The 16556-nt window shown below is 61.6% G+C and carries 16 protein-coding genes; 9 read left to right on the top strand and 7 right to left on the bottom strand.

All coding sequences use genetic code 11. The features are described from left to right. Nucleotides 1–68 precede the first annotated feature (68 nt). The 5 genes from H7847_RS03040 (at nt 69) to H7847_RS03020 (ending at nt 4081) form a co-directional block, all read left to right on the top strand. Nucleotides 69–524, top strand: coding sequence for a GNAT family N-acetyltransferase (locus H7847_RS03040; RefSeq protein WP_227267913.1), 456 nt, complete (start codon nt 69–71; stop codon nt 522–524). Continuing rightward, nucleotides 521–1885 (top strand): DUF2927 domain-containing protein, encoded by a 1365-nt coding sequence (locus H7847_RS03035; protein ID WP_319799738.1) that lies wholly within the window; start codon nt 521–523, stop codon nt 1883–1885. The genes H7847_RS03040 and H7847_RS03035 overlap by 4 nt, the downstream gene beginning before the upstream one ends. Before the next feature lie 49 nt (nt 1886–1934). Further along, entirely contained in the window at nt 1935–2102 is a 168-nt protein-coding gene (locus H7847_RS03030; protein WP_227267912.1) for an apolipoprotein acyltransferase, read from the top strand. Nucleotides 2103–2114: 12 nt separating this feature from the next. After that, nucleotides 2115–3302, top strand: coding sequence for a vWA domain-containing protein (locus H7847_RS03025; protein WP_227267911.1), 1188 nt, complete (start codon nt 2115–2117; stop codon nt 3300–3302). Between the two features lie 83 nt (nt 3303–3385). Further along, complete coding sequence (locus H7847_RS03020) at nt 3386–4081, top strand: M48 family metalloprotease (RefSeq protein WP_227267910.1); 696 nt, start codon at nt 3386–3388, stop codon at nt 4079–4081. Here the strand turns inward: H7847_RS03020 and H7847_RS03015 are convergent. The 4 genes from H7847_RS03015 to H7847_RS03000 all read right to left on the bottom strand — a co-directional run bounded on the left by H7847_RS03015 (nt 4078) and on the right by H7847_RS03000 (nt 8995). Continuing rightward, nucleotides 4078–4617, bottom strand: a complete 540-nt coding sequence (locus H7847_RS03015; protein WP_227267909.1) for an RSP_2648 family PIN domain-containing protein — start codon at nt 4615–4617, stop codon at nt 4078–4080. The genes H7847_RS03020 and H7847_RS03015 overlap by 4 nt on opposite strands. Nucleotides 4618–4621: 4 nt before the next feature. Then, entirely contained in the window at nt 4622–5845 is a 1224-nt protein-coding gene (locus H7847_RS03010; protein WP_227267908.1) for an RSP_2647 family RNA methyltransferase, read from the bottom strand. A 91-nt stretch (nt 5846–5936) separates the two neighbouring features. Continuing rightward, entirely contained in the window at nt 5937–6206 is a 270-nt protein-coding gene (locus H7847_RS03005; RefSeq protein WP_227267907.1) for a hypothetical protein, read from the bottom strand. Beyond that, complete coding sequence (locus tag H7847_RS03000) at nt 6203–8995, bottom strand: [protein-PII] uridylyltransferase family protein (protein WP_227267906.1); 2793 nt, start codon at nt 8993–8995, stop codon at nt 6203–6205. Before H7847_RS03000 ends, H7847_RS03005 begins: the two co-directional genes overlap by 4 nt. A gap of 278 nt (nt 8996–9273) precedes the next feature. Here H7847_RS03000 and H7847_RS02995 point away from each other — a divergent pair, with 278 nt between their 5' ends. The 4 genes from H7847_RS02995 (at nt 9274) to H7847_RS02980 (ending at nt 11766) form a co-directional block, all read left to right on the top strand. After that, nucleotides 9274–9693, top strand: a complete 420-nt coding sequence (locus H7847_RS02995; RefSeq protein ID WP_227267905.1) for a DUF2852 domain-containing protein — start codon at nt 9274–9276, stop codon at nt 9691–9693. Between the two features lie 66 nt (nt 9694–9759). Next, nucleotides 9760–10200: an RDD family protein gene (locus H7847_RS02990; protein ID WP_227267904.1), complete on the top strand. Its 441-nt coding sequence runs from the start codon at nt 9760–9762 to the stop codon at nt 10198–10200. A gap of 67 nt (nt 10201–10267) precedes the next feature. Next, a complete protein-coding gene (locus tag H7847_RS02985) occupies nt 10268–11092 on the top strand; it encodes an arginyltransferase (RefSeq protein WP_227267903.1) in 825 nt (274 codons plus the stop codon). A gap of 170 nt (nt 11093–11262) precedes the next feature. After that, entirely contained in the window at nt 11263–11766 is a 504-nt protein-coding gene (locus tag H7847_RS02980; protein WP_227267902.1) for a GNAT family N-acetyltransferase, read from the top strand. Between the two features lie 112 nt (nt 11767–11878). On the opposite strand, the gene H7847_RS02975 is transcribed toward H7847_RS02980, so the two are convergent. The 3 genes from H7847_RS02975 to H7847_RS02965 form a co-directional block, all read right to left on the bottom strand. Next, entirely contained in the window at nt 11879–14233 is a 2355-nt protein-coding gene (locus tag H7847_RS02975) for a TRAP transporter large permease (protein ID WP_227267901.1), read from the bottom strand. Nucleotides 14234–14299: 66 nt separating this feature from the next. Beyond that, nucleotides 14300–15229 carry a TRAP transporter small permease subunit gene (locus tag H7847_RS02970; protein WP_227267900.1) on the bottom strand — a complete coding sequence of 310 codons (930 nt, stop codon included), beginning with the start codon at nt 15227–15229 and terminating at the stop codon, nt 14300–14302. A 127-nt stretch (nt 15230–15356) separates the two neighbouring features. Further along, on the bottom strand, nt 15357–16445 hold the full coding sequence (locus H7847_RS02965) for a TRAP transporter substrate-binding protein (RefSeq protein WP_227267899.1): 1089 nt from the start codon (nt 16443–16445) through the stop codon (nt 15357–15359). Nucleotides 16446–16556 lie beyond the last annotated feature (111 nt).

Genomic DNA, 16556 nt, shown 5'->3' with positions numbered 1-16556 from the left:
TTTATTGAAATAGCTTCCCGCGGCGGTAAGATCGCGGAAAGAAGCCAAAAAACAGGCTATACGTGAACATGGCAGATAGTCCACAGGTGGTGGTGCGGCCCTTGCAGGCTTCTGACAAGGCAGACTGGGCCCGGCTCTGGCAGGGCTACCTGGCCTATTATGAAACCACACGACCCGCGGAGCTCTATGACATCTACTTTGATCGGCTGCTGGGGGATGATCCTCAGGATTACAACGGTCTGATTGCGCTGGTCGCGGGAAAGCCCGCGGGGCTGACACACTACCTCTTTCACCGCCATGGCTGGTCGGTTGAAAACACCTGCTATCTGCAGGACCTCTATGCCGACCCCGAGGTCAGAGGCAAAGGCATCGGTCGCGCCCTGATCGAAGCGGTCTATAACGCCGCCGACACCGCCGGTGCTCCGACGGTCTACTGGCTGACGCAGGATTTCAACGCAACCGCCCGCCGGCTCTATGATCGCATCGGGGTCACAACACCCTTCATAAAGTACACCCGCCCGTGAGGTGGGCCTGCATCCTGCCCCTTGTGGCCCTGCTTGGCGGCTGTGTTTCGATGCCGCAGAGCACGCCCCCGTCGCGCGCGGTCATTGCCGACAGCACCCTGCCCCCGATGAAGATGTTCCCGGCGCGGGCCCCGCTGCGCCAGCCGCTCTCCAACGCAGCGCTGACGCGGGACTTTCTGGCGCTCAGCTTTCAGATGGAAAGCGGGCGGCAACTGCCGGTCCTGACCCGCTTTGAGGGTCCTATCAGTCTGCGCGTGACCGGACGCCCGCCGCCCACGCTCTCCGCCGATCTGGCCCAACTCCTGACCCGGCTGAAACGAGAGGCCGGATTGGATATCTCCACCACCACTGCGGCGCAGGCCAGTATCACCATCGAGGCGGTGCCGCGCAGCGACATCCACCGGGTGCTGCCGCAAGCGGCCTGTTTCGTCGCCCCGAATGTCAGATCTCTGGCCGAGTTCCGGTCCGCGCGCCGCAACCCGGCAACCAACTGGGCCTTGCTTGAAACCCGAGAAACCCTCGCCATCATCGTGCCCAGTGACGCCAGCCCGCAGGAGGTTCGCGACTGCCTGCACGAGGAACTGGCGCAGGCGCTGGGGCCCTTGAATGATCTCTATCGGCTGCCGAGTTCAGTCTTTAACGATGACAATGTGCATACGGTACTGACCGATTTCGATATGCTGATCCTGCGCGCCACCTATGCCCCCGAGTTGCGCAGCGGCATGTCGCGCGCCGAAGCGGCCGAGGTTTTGCCAAAGGTCTTTGCGCGGCTCAATCCGGGGGGGGCGTCCCTGCGCGCCAGCGCCGTGAGCGCGACGCCGCAGGCCTATATCCGGGCGATTGAAACAGCGCTTGGGCCCGGCGCATCCCCCGCCACACGGCAACGCGCCGCCGCGACAGCCGTCCGGATCGCCACCGAGGCAGGCTGGGCCGATAACCGCCGCGGGTTTGCACATTACGCCCAGGGGCGCGTGCTGCAATCCACCAATAGTGTCGCGGCCCAGCAGGCGTTTCGCCGGGCCGATCAGTTCTATGCGCGCTCCCGAACCACGCGGCTGCACCGCGCCTATGTGGCCACGCAACTGGGGGCCTATGCGCTGGCCGAAGGCGACCCGGCGCGCGCCCGCGCCCTCGTCACCCCTCACATCGACCGCGCCCGCGCCTCGCAAAACGCAGCCCTGCTGGCAACGCTGCAATTGCTGCGCGCCGAAGCCCTGATCGCCGAGGGCCGCATCTCCGAAGGCCGCGCCCTGCGACTGGACAGTCTGGGATGGGCGCGCTACGGGTTCGGCGCCGACTGGGCGGTCCACGCCAAACTGCGCGAGATTTCCGCCCTGTTCCCGGCCGACCCCCCTGTCTGATGGCGTGCCCTGCGCTACAGTCGTCACATGAACGTTTTGGAGAGATCTGATGATCATCATTTTCAGCGCCGTGCTCGGCGCGATCATCGGCGGTCTGACCGCCCGACGCAGGCAGGGCAACCGGCTCGATATCGCCCAGTATGCGGCGGGGTATGCGATGGCCTTTACCGTGATCGGCATGATCGTCACCGTGATACTGGACCGTACCCTGATCTAGGAAAGGCCGCCCATGTTCCTGCCCTTCTTTGACGCCTTGCGCAAAAACGCGGTGCCAGTGTCCTTGCGCGAATTTCTGTCCTTTCTGGAGGCGATGCAGGCGGGCCTCGCGACCTATGACGTGGAGGCCTTTTATTACCTTGCACGGCTGACCCTGGTCAAAGACGAGCGCAACATCGACAAGTTCGACCGCGCGTTCGCTGCCGCCTTTTCCGGGCTTGAAGCGATCCCGGCAGAGGCAGTGCTGGAGGCTGTCGACATCCCTCCGGGCTGGCTGGAGAAGATGGCCGAAAAACATCTCAGCGCCGAGGAAAAGGCCGAAATCGAGGCCCTGGGCGGCTTCGACAAGCTGATGGAGACCCTGAAAAAGCGCCTTGAAGAGCAACAGGGGCGTCATCAGGGCGGCAACAAATGGGTGGGCACAGCAGGCACATCGCCTTTCGGCGCCTATGGCTACAACCCCGAAGGGGTCCGCATCGGGCAGGACCGTTCGCGCCACCAGCGCGCGGTCAAGGTCTGGGACAAACGCGAATTTCGCAACCTCGACGACACGGTGGAGATCGGCACCCGCAACATCAAGGTGGCGCTCAAACGCCTGCGCCGCTGGGCCCGCGACGGCGCGCATGAGGAGCTTGACCTGAACGGCACCATCCGGGCCACCGCAGAGCACGGTTATCTTGACGTCAAGACCCGCCCCGAACGGCGCAATGCGGTCAAGGTGCTGTTGTTTCTCGATGTGGGTGGCTCGATGGACCCGCATGTGAAAGTGGTGGAGGAGTTGTTCTCTGCCGCGCGGGCCGAGTTCAAACACATGGAATACTACTATTTTCACAACTGTCTCTACGAAGGGGTCTGGCGCGACAACCGCCGGCGCTGGGACGCGCAAATCCCCACCCATGAAGTGCTGCGCACCTATGGCCCCGACTACAAATGCATCTTTGTGGGCGACGCGTCGATGTCACCTTATGAGGTCGCCTATCCCGGTGGCGCGTCAGAGCATTGGAACGCGGAAAGCGGCGCCACATGGCTCGCGCGGACCCGCGATCAGTGGCCCGGCCTGCTCTGGATCAACCCGGTGCCCGAGCGGTATTGGTCCTACACGCAATCCATCGGCATGATCCAGCAGGTCATCGGCCCGGACGCCATGGTACCGATGACGCTGGAAGGGATTGAACGCGGCATGAAAGTGCTGAGCCGGTAAATCGCTTGAAGGCCCGTGAATTTTTTGCCCCCGGTCCCGCCGGGCCGCTTGCCGGAAGCTGTCCTGCGCCCCATATCTAGACCATGTTGAAGATCACGCCGATATTGCTCGCGATTATGTACGGGTTTGTGATGTACAGGTTCTCTGCCTGGCGCACGGCCAAGGCGCTCGACACCCAGTCGACGGAACTTGTCGATCCGATGCTCAAGGTCATGACCGACCGGATGGCCGCCGCACTGGGGCTTGATAAGATCAAGGTGCATATCTACGAGATCGATCCGGTGAACGGGCTGGCAGCGCCAGATGGGCGGATTTTCATCACCCGGGGATTTTACAACAAGTTTCGCGCGGGCGATGTCTCCGCCGATGAGATGGCCAGCGTGATTGCACATGAATTGGGCCATGTGGCCCTGGGACACTCGCGGCGGCGGATGATTGATTTCTCCGGCCAGAACGCGTTGCGCACGGCGCTCGCCATGGTGATCGGGCGGTTCATTCCGGGTGTTGGCCCTTGGATTGCGGGGTTTCTCACCTCGCTGGTCGCCGCCCGGCTGTCGCGCAACGATGAATATGAGGCCGACGCCTATGCCGCCGCGCTGCTGACCAAGGCGGGCATCGGTGTGAAACCACAAATCAGCCTGTTTCGCAAACTCGAAAAGCTGACGGCGGCCAAGGGCGGGGCCATGCCGGCCTGGCTTCTCAGCCACCCTAAGACCGAAGAGCGGATCGCGGCGCTCGAAGCGCTGCAACTCAAGTGGGAGCCGACGCCCCTGCCCTAACCCAACGCCTTGGCCAGGCGCGGCAGGCGCGCCTTTTTCAGCAGCGCGCGCATCTGCCAGGGTGCGCCTGACAGACGCTGCGCCTCGGCCAGCACCTCAGCACCCACCGCCTCCATCAGCACAGGCGTTTTCAGCCACAGATCATAGAGATACCCATCGGGATCAATTCTTGTGAGACCTTGCTCCGCCAGGGTCCCGCGCGGAAAGTCCTTGGCGTTCAGGGTCATGATCGCCTCAGCCGAGGCCGAAACCGCAGCCGCCAGCACATGGATGTCGTTGTCATCCGGCAACCAGAGCGCCGCCACCAGACCCTCGGGCACCTTCACCCGTGCCGCGGGGAAAGCGGCTTCGGTCAGGGCAATCTCGGCGCGGGCCTGTGCCTCACCGGTGGGCCCGAGTTTGCACGCAGCCCTCGCCCATTCCTCCAGAATGCGTCCCGACCAAAGCGGCGTAAAGGCATTCTGCCGGGCCGCGCCAAGCACCATCTGACGCATCACGGTGGGATAAAGCACGCAGGTATCGATCAGAATGCGCATGGGCTCAGAGCTGAAAGAAGAGGGATTTCAGATACCCGCTTTCCGCCAGATGCGGCAGTTGCGGATGATCGGGCCCGGCAAACCCGGTGTAGAGGAGACTGCCACGACGCCCGGCCCGTCCGATCCCGCGGGCCGAGGCGGCCCGGAACGCCGCCAGATCCGCGGCATGAGAACAGGAACAAAGGCCCAGCACCCCGTTTTCAGCCACCAGGGGCGCTGCCAGCCGGGCGATGCGTTCGTAGGCACGCAACCCCGCCTCCAGTGCCGGTTTGGCCGGTGCAAAGGCCGGCGGATCGCAGATCACCAGATCAAATTGCGCCCCTTCGTCAGCCAGGGCTGACAGCACCGCAAAAGCATCCCCCTGCCGGGTCTCGAACCGATCCCGGACGCCTGTGACCTCAGCCCCTGCGCGGGCCAGATCCAGCGCGGGCGCAGAGGCATCAACCGCTAGTGCCGACACCGCCCCTGCTGCCAGCGCAGCCAGTGAAAACCCGCCCACATGGCTGAAAACGTCGAGGACACGCGCCCCCCGCGCCAGGTTTGCCGCGAAGGCATGGTTGGGACGCTGGTCAAAAAACAGCCCCGTTTTCTGCCCACCCGTCAGATCGGCCCTGTAAGTGGCGCCGTTCATGGGCACAGCGACCGGCCCGGCGGGTGCTGTGCCCGCAAGGACCGCGCTGGTGGCATCCAGACCCTCCAAGGTTCTGGTCCGGCCGGAGGCGTTTTTCAAGACGGTCTTGACGCCTGTGACCTCAATCAGCGCCTCTGTCAGCGGGTGCAGCAGCGCCTCCGCCCAGGCGGCATTGGGCTGGATCACGCAGGTGCCGCCAAAGCGGTCGATGACCACACCGGGCAGCCCGTCCGCCTCGGCGTGGATCAGCCGGTAATAGGGATCGCGGAAAAGCCGTGTGCGAAGGGCTAGCGCCTTGCGCAGCCGGGTTGCGAACCAGCCCCTGTCAATCTGCGCCTCGGCGTCCCGGTCCAGCATCCGGCAGATGATCTTTGACGCGGGGTTTACCGCGACCGTTCCCAAGGCCGCGCGCGCGTCATCCTGCAACACCGCCACCGTGCCGGGGGCCAAGCCCTTGGTGCGCCGGTCGGTCACCAGCTCATTGGCGTAGACCCAGGGAAAGCCATGCCGGATCGCGCGGGCATTCGCCTTGGGTCTGAGCCGGACGACCGGCCGGGCCGCACCTGCTTCATCGGGGGAAGAAAGAGACGCTGTCATAGCGTCCTCCTCTACGCGGTTCGCTCGGCTGATAAAAGATCGGAATCGAGACCACAGCGTGGCATCTTGCCTTATGCGTGTGACGACCGGGTCAGTTGCGGGCTCTGGAGCGCCAGCCGCCCCGTCGCCGGGGAGCCGCCATGCCGGCCAGCCCTTCGGTCATCACATCGTTCATCGGGTGGTCCGGGTGGCCAGGCTGATATTCGGCAATCAGGCTGCGCAAAGACAGGCCTGTATCCTGCTCCACCGGCAGGCTCAGCACCCAGTCCAGAAAGATCGTCCGGCATTCGGGCTTCGTAATCCCGTCAATGCGGTAGGCCTCAAAAATCAGACCCTTTGGATCATTGGCATCCCCTTTCACGGTACCTCTCCTTGCTGTTCATAAGGGGCCAATACGCGGCACAGAACATCGTTACATGCGATGTAGCTCTGTGCGAGACGGCCCTCAAGCGCGTTGATCTCATCGGTCCCGGAGGCCTGCGTCAAGAAGGCTTCAGCCGCAGGTTGGAACCCGTCATCTGACAGCGGCTTGTCCGTCAGCAACCGCACCGCGGTGTGTACCCGGGAAAAAAGCGCCGCGGCATCGCCCAGGAGATTCGCATCCGCCACCGTCAGCAGCCCCATCCGGGCTGCCGCTGCCAGCCCCGTGCCCGTCTCTGCCGTCTGCGCCCCTGCCAGCAGCGCGCCCGCCTGTGCGAGCAGTTCGATCTCCTGTAGCCGTCCCGGCCCGACCTTGACCTCCCAGAGACTACCCGCAGGTTTTGCCTGCTGGATGCGCGCACGCATTTTTGCCACCTCTGCGAGCACGTCTGCTGCCGCGCGCGGGGCGCGTATCAATTCCCGGCGAAAGGCCTCGACATCGCAGGCCAGATCGTCAGGCCCCGCCACCACCTGCGCCCGGGTCAGGGCCAGATGTTCCCAGACCCAGGCCTGTTCGCGCTGATAGCTCTGAAACGATGTCCAGCTGGTGGCCACCGGCCCCTGATTGCCCGAGGGACGCAGGCGCATGTCCACCTCAAAGAGTTTGCCTTCGGCCATTGGCGCGCTGAGGGCCGTGATCAGGGACTGCGTAAGCCTCGCGTAATAGAGCCTTGTTGTCAGGGGCTTTTTCCCGTCTGACACCTCGACCTCCAGCGGATCGTAGATCACGATCAAATCCAGATCCGAGCTGGCCGTCAACGTCCCGGCGCCCAGCGATCCCATCCCGACAACGACGGCCCCCCGTCCCGGCGGATCTCCATGTTTCCGGGCAAACTGATCGGTCACGATGGGCCAAAGCACGGCGAGCACCGTGCGGGCCAGGTCGGAGTACTGCGCCCCTGCATCCTGTGGTGTGACAAGACCCCGCAGCAGATGAACCCCGATGCGAAAACGCCATTCCTTGTACCACCGGCGGGTGCTATCCAACCGCTTCTCGTAATCATGTTCACGGTCGAGAGCGGCCCGCAGCAGCCGCTCCAGCGCGCTTTGACCGGGCCAGTCGCTAAAGAAATCGCCCGCGATCACCGCATCGAAAACGCTCGCATTGCGTGACAGATACTGCGCCAGCGCCGGCGAGGTGCCGGTGATATCGATGACGAGATCCGTAAGCTGCGGGTTGGCCTCGAGCAGGGAAAACAGCTGCACCCCCGCCGGAAGCCCCGACAAGAACCCGTCAAAGGCCACCAAAGCTTCTTGCGGCCGTGCCGTCGCACCGAGCCGCGCCAGCAGGTCGGGTTTGACCCGCTCGAATATCTGCCGGCTGCGGGCGCTGCGCAAAGCGGGATAGCGCACCCACCGATTGAGGATCGTGTCATCCAGCGCCGTCCCTTTTTCGACAGGCGCAGACCTGCTGGGGGCGAAAAACCCTTCCGTCAGCTCATGCACGGCGGCCAGCCGTCGGCTCAGGTCCTGCTGCAACGCCGCCACATCCCGATCCATCATCGCCGCAAGACGCGCAAAACCTTCATCGGATTTGGGTAAACTATGGGTCTGCGCGTCCCGGACCATCTGCAGGCGATGCTCAACCGTTCTATGGGCGCGGTAGTGATCTGTCAGCGCTGCCGCGACCTCTGGTTCAACCCACCCCTTCCCGGCCAGAACCGACAGGCCCGCCACCGTCCCGCGACAGCGCAGATCAGGGTCGCGCCCGCCGGCGATCAACTGGCGGGTCTGGGTAAAGAACTCGATCTCGCGAATGCCGCCCCGCCCCAGTTTCATGTTATGGGCCGGCAGAGTGATGGGCCCTCCGAGACCTTTATGTTCGCGGATCGCAAGGCGCATGTCATGGGCGTCCTGGATGGCTGCAAAATCAAGATGTCTGCGCCATACGAAGGGCCGCAACGTCTCCAGAAACCTTTCGCCGGCCGTTTTGTCGCCTGCGGCGGGCCGGGCCTTGATATAGGCAGCGCGTTCCCAGGTGCGGCCAAGGCTTTCATAATACTGCTCAGCCGCCTCCATGGCGATGCAGACCGGGGTCACCGAAGGGTCGGGACGCAAACGCAAATCCGTGCGAAAGACATATCCCTGTCCGGTGATCTCGCTCAATGTCGCGCACATCGCCCGCGTGGCTCGCCCAAAGGCGGCACGGGCCTCCTGAAAATCGCCGGGGTCAAACCGTGTTTCGTCAAACAGGCAGATGAGGTCAATGTCGGAGGAGTAGTTCAGCTCCCCCGCCCCCATCTTGCCCATAGCCAGCACCACCATACCGGCTGCGTCCTGCGCATCGTCTTGCGCCATGCCCGGCAGTTTTCCGCGCCGGATCTGGTTGAGGACCGCGGCTCTGAGCGCGGCCTGGCAGGCTGCATCCGCCAAATCGGTAAGCGCCTGCGTGACCTGCTCCAATGGCCAGGCGCCGCCCAGATCCGCCAGCGCGGTCATCAGCGCAACGCGACGCTTGGCCTGCCGCAACCTGTCGGCGAGCCCCTCCGCCGGATGGTCTTGAGCCGCGGCGATTTCCCGACACACCGCCGCGGCCGGGTCTTCAACGGCACCGCCAAGCCAATCTGCCTCTTTCAGGATCAGACCCGCCAGATAAGGGCTGGCCCCCGCAGCGCCCGCCAAAAGCTCTGACATCTGCGGGTCGATACCAGGGGCAGCGGCGGCAATATCCTGCCCCTTTTCCGGATCAAAAGGACGCGGGACACGCGTCATTATCTGCGACAACCTCATGTTACAGGTTTCGCGCTGCCGGCGGACCACGTCAATCGCGAAGCGTTACAATTGCAGGATACTTTCAGGATTCATGGCCCTGAAACGGGGCATATCTGCTGGAGTACAGAAAATTTTACCCCGTAAAGCACTGTAAAAAAACAGCATATCAGCTAAATGTAAAAAACATTCACATTAGCTCTTGCATGACTGCCGAAAGATGACAATCTATTCAATGTGAAAGGCATTCACATCCCGGATGTCCTGGTTCATTCAACTTCGCAAGAAAGGCACCTCTTATGACCACCCTCACGCAGACCTCTCCCGTTGCGCACCAACCAGGTTGGTTCGCACGCGCCGAAAACTGGCTGGATGCCAAGGGCAAAGGCGCATGGATCGCGGCGATGGTTCTTGGATTTATCCTGTTCTGGCCTGTCGGCCTCGCCCTCTTAGCCTATATGATCTGGAGCAAACGCATGTTCAATTCGTCCTGCCGCAGCACAGCAAAAAGCTTCCGTACCCAAAGCGTCGCCATGCGGCCCACAGGCAACACGGCCTTTGATGCCTACAAGGCCGACACATTGCGCCGCCTGCAAGAAGAGCAGGACAAATTCGAGGCCTTCCTCGAACGCCTTCGGGACGCTAAAGACAAGGCTGAGTTCGACCAGTTCATGGACGAGCGGGCCAAGAAAGACGAGGAACGCCCGCCCGAAGCGTAACTGACGATGCAAACACCGGTTTCCGGGCGCTGTCCGGAAACCCAACGACAACCGGAAAGACACAAAATGCACGCGACCCCCGATCCACAGGCGCAACCTGATTTTTACAAGGATGTTCCGCTCAAGCGCCTGTTGGCCTGGGGCGTGGATGCCGCGATCACGCTGCTGGCCTGCGTCATTATCCTGCCCTTTACCGCCTTTACCGGCCTGTTCTTTTTCCCGCTGCTGTTTCTGGTGGTCGGGTTTGCCTACCGCTTTGTGACCATCGCCAACACCTCCGCGACCTGGGGCATGCGTCTGTTTGCGATTGAGCTGCGTCAGGCCGATGGGGGCCCCATGACTGCGGCCAACGCCTTTGCCCATACGCTCGGTTACACGCTAAGCTGGATGGTCCCGATTTTCCAGCTGATTTCCGTTGTCATGATGGCCGCGACCGAGCGCGGTCAGGGTCTGTCCGACCACGTTCTGGGCACCGTGATGGTCAACCGCCGGGCGGTGCTGCGTTAACCTTTGATATCTTGCCTTGTGCGAGCTGACCTTGTTATCCTGAGGCAAACGCCCAAAAAGGATCTTCATGCGTCACACGCTGCCCATAGCACCGCAGTTTTATGTTACAGCGCCACAGCCCTGCCCCTATCTGGATGGCCGGATGGAGCGCAAGCTTTTCACGGCTCTGCAAGGCGAAAGCGCCGACAAGCTGAATGACAGCCTGTCACAGCAGGGCTTCCGCCGCTCACAGAACGTGCTCTACCGGCCCTCTTGTGCCGAATGCTCTGCCTGCCTGTCTGCACGCATTGATGTCTCCGCTTTTGCGCCCTCGCGCAGTCAGAAGCGTACCAGCAAGCGCAACGAGGATCTGGCACGGCGGGCAACCTCGCCCTGGGCGTCCGAAGAGCAATACGAGCTCTTTCGCACCTACCTCGACAGCCGCCATGCCGACGGGGGGATGGCGGATATGGATGTCTTTGAATTTGCCGCGATGATCGAGGAAACGCCGATTCGCAGCCGCGTCGTCGAATATACCCAGCAAGACAAAGGCGCGCTCGTCGGCGTGAGCCTGACGGACGTGCTCTCAGACGGGCTGAGCATGGTCTACTCGTTCTATGCGCCAAACATGTCGAAACGTTCCATGGGCACCTATATGATCCTCGATCACGTCGAGATCGCCCGCGAGGCCGGGCTGCCCTATGTCTATCTCGGTTATTGGGTGCCTGGCAGTCAGAAGATGGGGTACAAATCCAAGTTCTCCGGGCTTGAGGTCTACGCCGGCGGGCGCTGGCAAAAGATGACCGATCCCGAGGCCTTCTCGGCGGAGATGCATCCGCTCTCAACCGACCCGATTGCGGAACAGGTGGCCAACATCCACCTGCCCGATACCCGCCCGACCACGCGCCGCTGACGCGCCCGCCGCACATATCTTCATATGAAAGAAAGCTGCGCCCTGCCGCCAGCGGTGGTCGCCCGAATGCTATGAGAGGACAAACGCCCGGCGCTTTGCCGCAGGTTTCTCCCGCTCACGAAAACCTCTATCAAGCAAAGACAGAATCTATTCGGCATATCGAGACGCCAATGAAAGATTTCATCTATCGGACACTGACCTCTGATCATGCTCAGGCATGGCAGCAGCTGAGGATAGAAGGGGCGCGTGACTACCCGATGGGGTTTCTGGTGACGCTCGAGGAAACCACGGCGATCAGCGTTGATCGCTGCCGCGCAATTCTGGATGGAGATAGTTTCAGAGGTGTATTTGCCGGCGAAAAGCTTGTCGGGTTCTGTGGTTATCGCCCAGAACGGCTGACACGCATTCGACATCGGGGCGAAATAGGCCCCTTTTTCGTCACGCGTGACTATCAGGGAACGGGTGCGGCAAAGACCTTGATGCGGGGGGTGATCGAAGAGGCAAGAGGCAATGGTCTCGCGCAGCTTGAACTCTTCGTTGATACCGAAAACCTCAGGGCAATCGCCTTCTACGAAGGGCGGGGTTTTGAGCGTGTTGCAACGCATCGGGATAGCGTTAGGATTGATGGCCGGTCTCGGGATGACCACCTTTACATCCTCCGATTAGAACACTGAGGCCCAGAGCCGGGCCTGGCGAGCCCCGATTCTTCGCCCCGAACGCGTCGCATTCTTGGCAAAAGGCTGAGGCCAAGGGCCCGCCCTCGGGGTCCCGCTGCCTCAGCCCCGATCAGTTCGGGATCAGATCCGGGATGACCGTGACAATGCCGGGGAAGGTCCAGAGCAAGGCAAGCCCCACCACCTGGATCAGCACGAAGGGAATGATACCGCGATAGATGTGCCCGGTCGTGACTTCCTTGGGGGCGACCCCGCGCAGATAGAACAGCGCGAACCCAAAGGGCGGTGTCAGGAAGGACGTCTGCAAGTTCACCGCGATCATGATCGTGACCCACTTGGGGTCAAACGTCCCGCCATAGATCACCGGACCCACAATCGGGATCACGATGTAGATGATCTCCAGAAAGTCCAGCACGAAACCCAGCACAAAGAGCACCAGCATCACGATCAGGAACACCGTGAACTCATTGTCGAAGGATTTGAGGAACTGCTGGATATAGTGCTCGCCGCCGAAGGAAATCACCACAAGGTTCAAAAGCTGCGAGCCGATCAGAATGGTAAACACCATGCTGGTGACCTTGGCGGTCTCCCGCACCACCGGGCTGAGAACGCCGGAAGTATAGAGGATCCAGCAGGAGAACAGCAGACCGAACAGGGCGTAAAGGTAGGCGGTATAAGCCACAAAGAAAGCCACCCAGCTTTCAAAGCCGACATTGCTGGTGTTGATGCGCAGGTCGAAATTGATGCCGACAAGGATGCAGACGATGATCGCCAGCGTGGAGAGGATGATGATCTTGGGCGAGCGGTCCTGATCCTTGAGCTTGCGGTAGGCCGCCAGCATGATCGCGCCGCCGGCTCCGAGGGCCGCCGCCGGTGTCGGGTTGGTGATGCCGCCGAGGATGGATCCCAGCACCGCAACGATGAGGATCAGCGGCGGGAAGACCACTCGGATCAGCTCGTTCTTTGCACAGATTTTAGTGGCATGGACCACACCATACATCAAGGCGGCGAAGGGAATGGCCAGAATCACGGCCATCATCCCGGCCGAGGTCACCGGAGAGATCGCCACGATATCCAGCAGGATCATCCCCACCGCCCCGATCGCTCCGACAATCAGCGGTTGGGGCGCGGCCGTGGGCGACACGCCCCGCGCCGTTGTCAGAAAGAGACCGGTGAGCACTAGAATGATGGCCAGACCGGTGCCGATGGGGGCCGCATTTTCGATCTTGGCGGCTTGCGCCGCGGCAAGCTCTTCTTCGTTCAACTGCTGGGATTGCTGCACACCACCAGCGGCATCGATATCAACCTGCTGTGCAACCGCTGCATCCCAGGCGGCCTGGCCGTGCAGTTCGATCATCGAGGCTTGGCACTGTTCGCTCACGCTCGTCCGCAGCGAGGCTGATTCGCCGATGTCCGAAAAGCGCGAGACATCTGACGATTGGCTGCCGATAATGCCGAGGTTCCCCAGCAGGATCGTACCGACCACAAGGGCGACAGGCGCGCCCAGAAACCAGGTGAAGGCCTCACTGCGCGTGATCGGCTCGGCGTTGGTGCTGCCCATTTCGACCGCGGGGGCCTTATCCGGGTTCAGCAGCGCGTAGCCAAAGGCATAAAGCGCATAAAGCAACGCGAGCATGATCCCCGGCAGCAGCGCTGCCTGAAAGAGCGTGCCCACCGACAAAACCGCAGGCTCCCCCAGATAGGTCAGCGCATCGGTACACCCCGCAAGCGTCGCGCGACGTTCCTGTGCGGCGGAATAGAGATCCCCCGCCAGCGTGCCCAGCAGAACGATCACGATAGAGGGCGGAATGATCTGCCCCAAGGTGCCCGAAGCGGCAATGACCCCGGTCGAGAGTTGCGGCGAATACCCGTTGCGCAGCATGGTCGGGAGCGCCAGCAGACCCATCGTGACAACCGTGGCCCCGACAATACCGGTGGAGGCCGCGAGGAAAGCACCCACCACAACGATGGAAACCGCCAGACCGCCGGGCAGCGGGCCGAAGACCCGTGCCATGGTGGTGAGCAGGTCGTTGGCGATCTTGGAGCGCTCCAGCGTGATGCCCATCAGCACGAACATCAGAACGGCCAGCAGCGTCTCGATCGATTGCCCGGCAAGCACGCGCTCGTTCATGCGGTTGACGACGAAGGAGACGTTGCGATCCAGCGCGGTCTCCCATCCCGAGGGAAAGACCGGCACTTCCACACGCGGCAGATCGGGATATCGGAAGATGGAGATCGTGTCTGACTTCACCCCCGAATTGACAAGATCGCGGTACATCTGACTGCCCTGGTCAATCGCCTGGTGGATCAGCAGCCCCGCACTGTCGAGAGCGGCAATAATCGCGAACGAGATCACCCCGGCCCCCGCAATGGCAAAGGCCACCGGGAACCCCGACAAAATGCCGCCAAAGAGGCAGATGGCAACAATGATGAGGCCAACTTCGACGCCGTCTAAACCGAAAAACATGGGCTTTGTCCCTTATCCGTCACGCCACCGGGGCGTGCTTTCGTCATGCGCTTTGCTGCGCCTTTGTTAGTGCGTGCCCTCGTAGGCTTCTTCGCCCTCGCCGAGGCTGTCACGATCCAGGTATTTGCCAGCGCTCTCCTCGCCTTCGCGCCATTCCTGAAACGAGCGGAAGAACATCGCCATCGCCTGCAAAAACACCATCGCGGTAAAGGCGCAGAGCAGGATCTTGAAGAGGAAGTAGCCGTTGAACCCGTTGGGGCTGAACCCGATGGTCTCCACGTTCCAGCGCAGCGCCCGAGATTTCATCAGCAACCGATCCAGCGTGTCAGAGGCGGACGGGTTCGGCACGATCAGATGGCGCCAGAGGAAAAACCAGCCGTAAAGCCAGATGACCACCGCCACGGGCATCATGAAGAAGATCGCCCCGAACATGTCGATGACCTTCTTGGTACGGAATTTGACCGCGGAATAGACCAGATCAACGCGGACGTGACCGCCCTGCACAAAGGTATAGGCCATGCACAGGCAGACGACCAACGCGTTGTAAAGCTTGAGCTCTTCGGCAAACCAGCTGATGTCGAACTGCAGCGGAATACCAAATCCGATCGAGATGTCGGGCCGGGTAAAGATCCGCTGCATGAAGACGATGACGATCTGCTGCAGCACCATCAAAAGCCCCGCCCAGGCAAAGAAGCGCCCCACCGTGTTGGCAAAGCCTTCGAGCACCCGGACATAGCCCCACATGATGTTGCCCCGCCAGACGCCGATTGCGAACATAACCAGGAAAGTCGTCAAGACGACAAAGAAGAATTCGACCGACCCGCCGTAGTAGACAAACCGCATGATCGCTTCTTTGTCGGACCAGTCCAGCCATAAGGAAGGATGAAAAATCGCATAGAAGAAGTTGTAGAAGGCCATGCCGATGTTGGTGAAAAACCAGATCACCCCATCCAGCAAGACCCCAAATCCGCCCGCGGCGTCCGCGTCATTTTCCATCTGTCCCCCCCTCTGGCTACTTTAAAAGCGCGAGCCAAAGTCTTGTTTAGTCCCAATATTACCGAATAGGCAATAAAGCCATCAGGGGCCTGCGCGGTGGCTGGCCCCTGATATTTTTCACCCTGGCTTAGCCCGAGGCGAGCACGCGGTTGCGTTGCTCTACGTAAAAGCCGTCCGACTTCAGCAGCCAGTCGGAGCTTTGTGCCAGCGACTCTTCGAACGAGGTGCGGATGCTTGCAAAGATCTCATCCCCCATGTTCTCGTCCATGACCTTCTTGGAGGCTGCGCCAAAGGCATCCCAGACGTCATCGGGGAACTGCAACGCCTTCACGCCCTGAGCCTGCAGACGGGCCAGGGCCGCGCCGTTGTTGGCCAGTGTTTCGGCCAGCTGCGTGTGCGTTGCCGCCATCGCCGCGTTCGAAATGATCGCCTGATGCACCGGGCTGAGGTCGTTCCAGACGTCGAGGTTCACGCCGGCCGCCAGAGCGGAGCCGGGCTCGTGGAACCCGGCGGTGTAGTAGATTTTTGCCACTTCCTGGAAGCCCGCACGTTCGTCCGCGAAGGGGCCAACCCACTCCAGCCCGTCGAGAGCGCCGGAAGACAGCGCCTGATAGAGCTCACCACCGGGGATGTTTTGCACCGACGCGCCAAGCTCGCCCAGCACCTTGCCGCCGAGACCCGGCATGCGGAATTTCAGACCGTTGAAGTCTGCCGCCGAATTGATCTCGTTGCGGAACCAGCCACCGGATTGCGAACCTGAGTTGCCCGCGATGAAGGATTTCAGGTTGAAGATTTCACCCAACTCGTTGTGCAGCTCGTGGCCGCCGCCGTGATGATACCAGTTGGTTACTTCCTGCGCTGTGCCCCCAAAGGGCACGGCGGTGAAATAGGCGTAGCCCGGATGCTGGCCGATAAAGTAGTAGTCTGCCGAGTGATAGAGGTCAGCCTGGCCCGAAGACACCGCGTCAAAGACTTCGAAAGCGCCAACCAGCTCGCCCGGGGCTTTCTTGTCGATGGTCAGCTGACCATCGGACATCGCGTTGACCATTTCGTTGAAATAGGTCGCGGCATCGTCCAGCACGGCAAAACCGCGGGGCCAGGATGTGACCATTGTCAGGGTCCGGTTGCCCTGCGCATAGGCGGGTGCAGCCAGGGTCGTGGCAGCGGCGGCGGAACCACCGAGTGCAGATGTCTTCAGAAATGAACGACGATCCATATGAGATACTCCTCCCAGATATTGGTGTCCACGCAGGTTCAGAAGCGCGCGGTACGTCTAAAGTGTGCGTGAAACTAACGTGATGTGCGCGCAAGGGAATACCTATTACTG

It is taken from the genome of Roseobacter weihaiensis, from assembly GCF_020622345.1.
In the GTDB taxonomy this organism is placed as follows: domain Bacteria; phylum Pseudomonadota; class Alphaproteobacteria; order Rhodobacterales; family Rhodobacteraceae; genus Roseobacter; species Roseobacter weihaiensis.
Note: the sequence above shows the minus strand (reverse complement) of the source record. Positions and strands in the feature narration are given on the sequence as shown.

Excerpts from the sequence above, each read along its gene's own strand:
- H7847_RS02970 (WP_227267900.1), bottom strand. The coding sequence starts at position 15,229 with ATGGAAAATGACGCGGACGCCGCGGGCGGATTTGGGGTCTTGCTGGAT.
- H7847_RS02985 (WP_227267903.1), top strand. The coding sequence starts at position 10,268 with ATGCGTCACACGCTGCCCATAGCACCGCAGTTTTATGTTACAGCGCCA.
- H7847_RS03015 (WP_227267909.1), bottom strand. The coding sequence starts at position 4,617 with ATGCGCATTCTGATCGATACCTGCGTGCTTTATCCCACCGTGATGCGT.
- H7847_RS03000 (WP_227267906.1), bottom strand. The coding sequence starts at position 8,995 with ATGAGGTTGTCGCAGATAATGACGCGTGTCCCGCGTCCTTTTGATCCG.
- H7847_RS02980 (WP_227267902.1), top strand. The coding sequence starts at position 11,263 with ATGAAAGATTTCATCTATCGGACACTGACCTCTGATCATGCTCAGGCA.
- H7847_RS03025 (WP_227267911.1), top strand. The coding sequence starts at position 2,115 with ATGTTCCTGCCCTTCTTTGACGCCTTGCGCAAAAACGCGGTGCCAGTG.
- H7847_RS02990 (WP_227267904.1), top strand. The coding sequence starts at position 9,760 with ATGCACGCGACCCCCGATCCACAGGCGCAACCTGATTTTTACAAGGAT.
- H7847_RS02995 (WP_227267905.1), top strand. The coding sequence starts at position 9,274 with ATGACCACCCTCACGCAGACCTCTCCCGTTGCGCACCAACCAGGTTGG.
- H7847_RS03030 (WP_227267912.1), top strand. The coding sequence starts at position 1,935 with ATGATCATCATTTTCAGCGCCGTGCTCGGCGCGATCATCGGCGGTCTG.
- H7847_RS03040 (WP_227267913.1), top strand. The coding sequence starts at position 69 with ATGGCAGATAGTCCACAGGTGGTGGTGCGGCCCTTGCAGGCTTCTGAC.
- H7847_RS02975 (WP_227267901.1), bottom strand. The coding sequence starts at position 14,233 with ATGTTTTTCGGTTTAGACGGCGTCGAAGTTGGCCTCATCATTGTTGCC.
- H7847_RS02965 (WP_227267899.1), bottom strand. The coding sequence starts at position 16,445 with ATGGATCGTCGTTCATTTCTGAAGACATCTGCACTCGGTGGTTCCGCC.
- H7847_RS03010 (WP_227267908.1), bottom strand. The coding sequence starts at position 5,845 with ATGACAGCGTCTCTTTCTTCCCCCGATGAAGCAGGTGCGGCCCGGCCG.
- H7847_RS03020 (WP_227267910.1), top strand. The coding sequence starts at position 3,386 with ATGTTGAAGATCACGCCGATATTGCTCGCGATTATGTACGGGTTTGTG.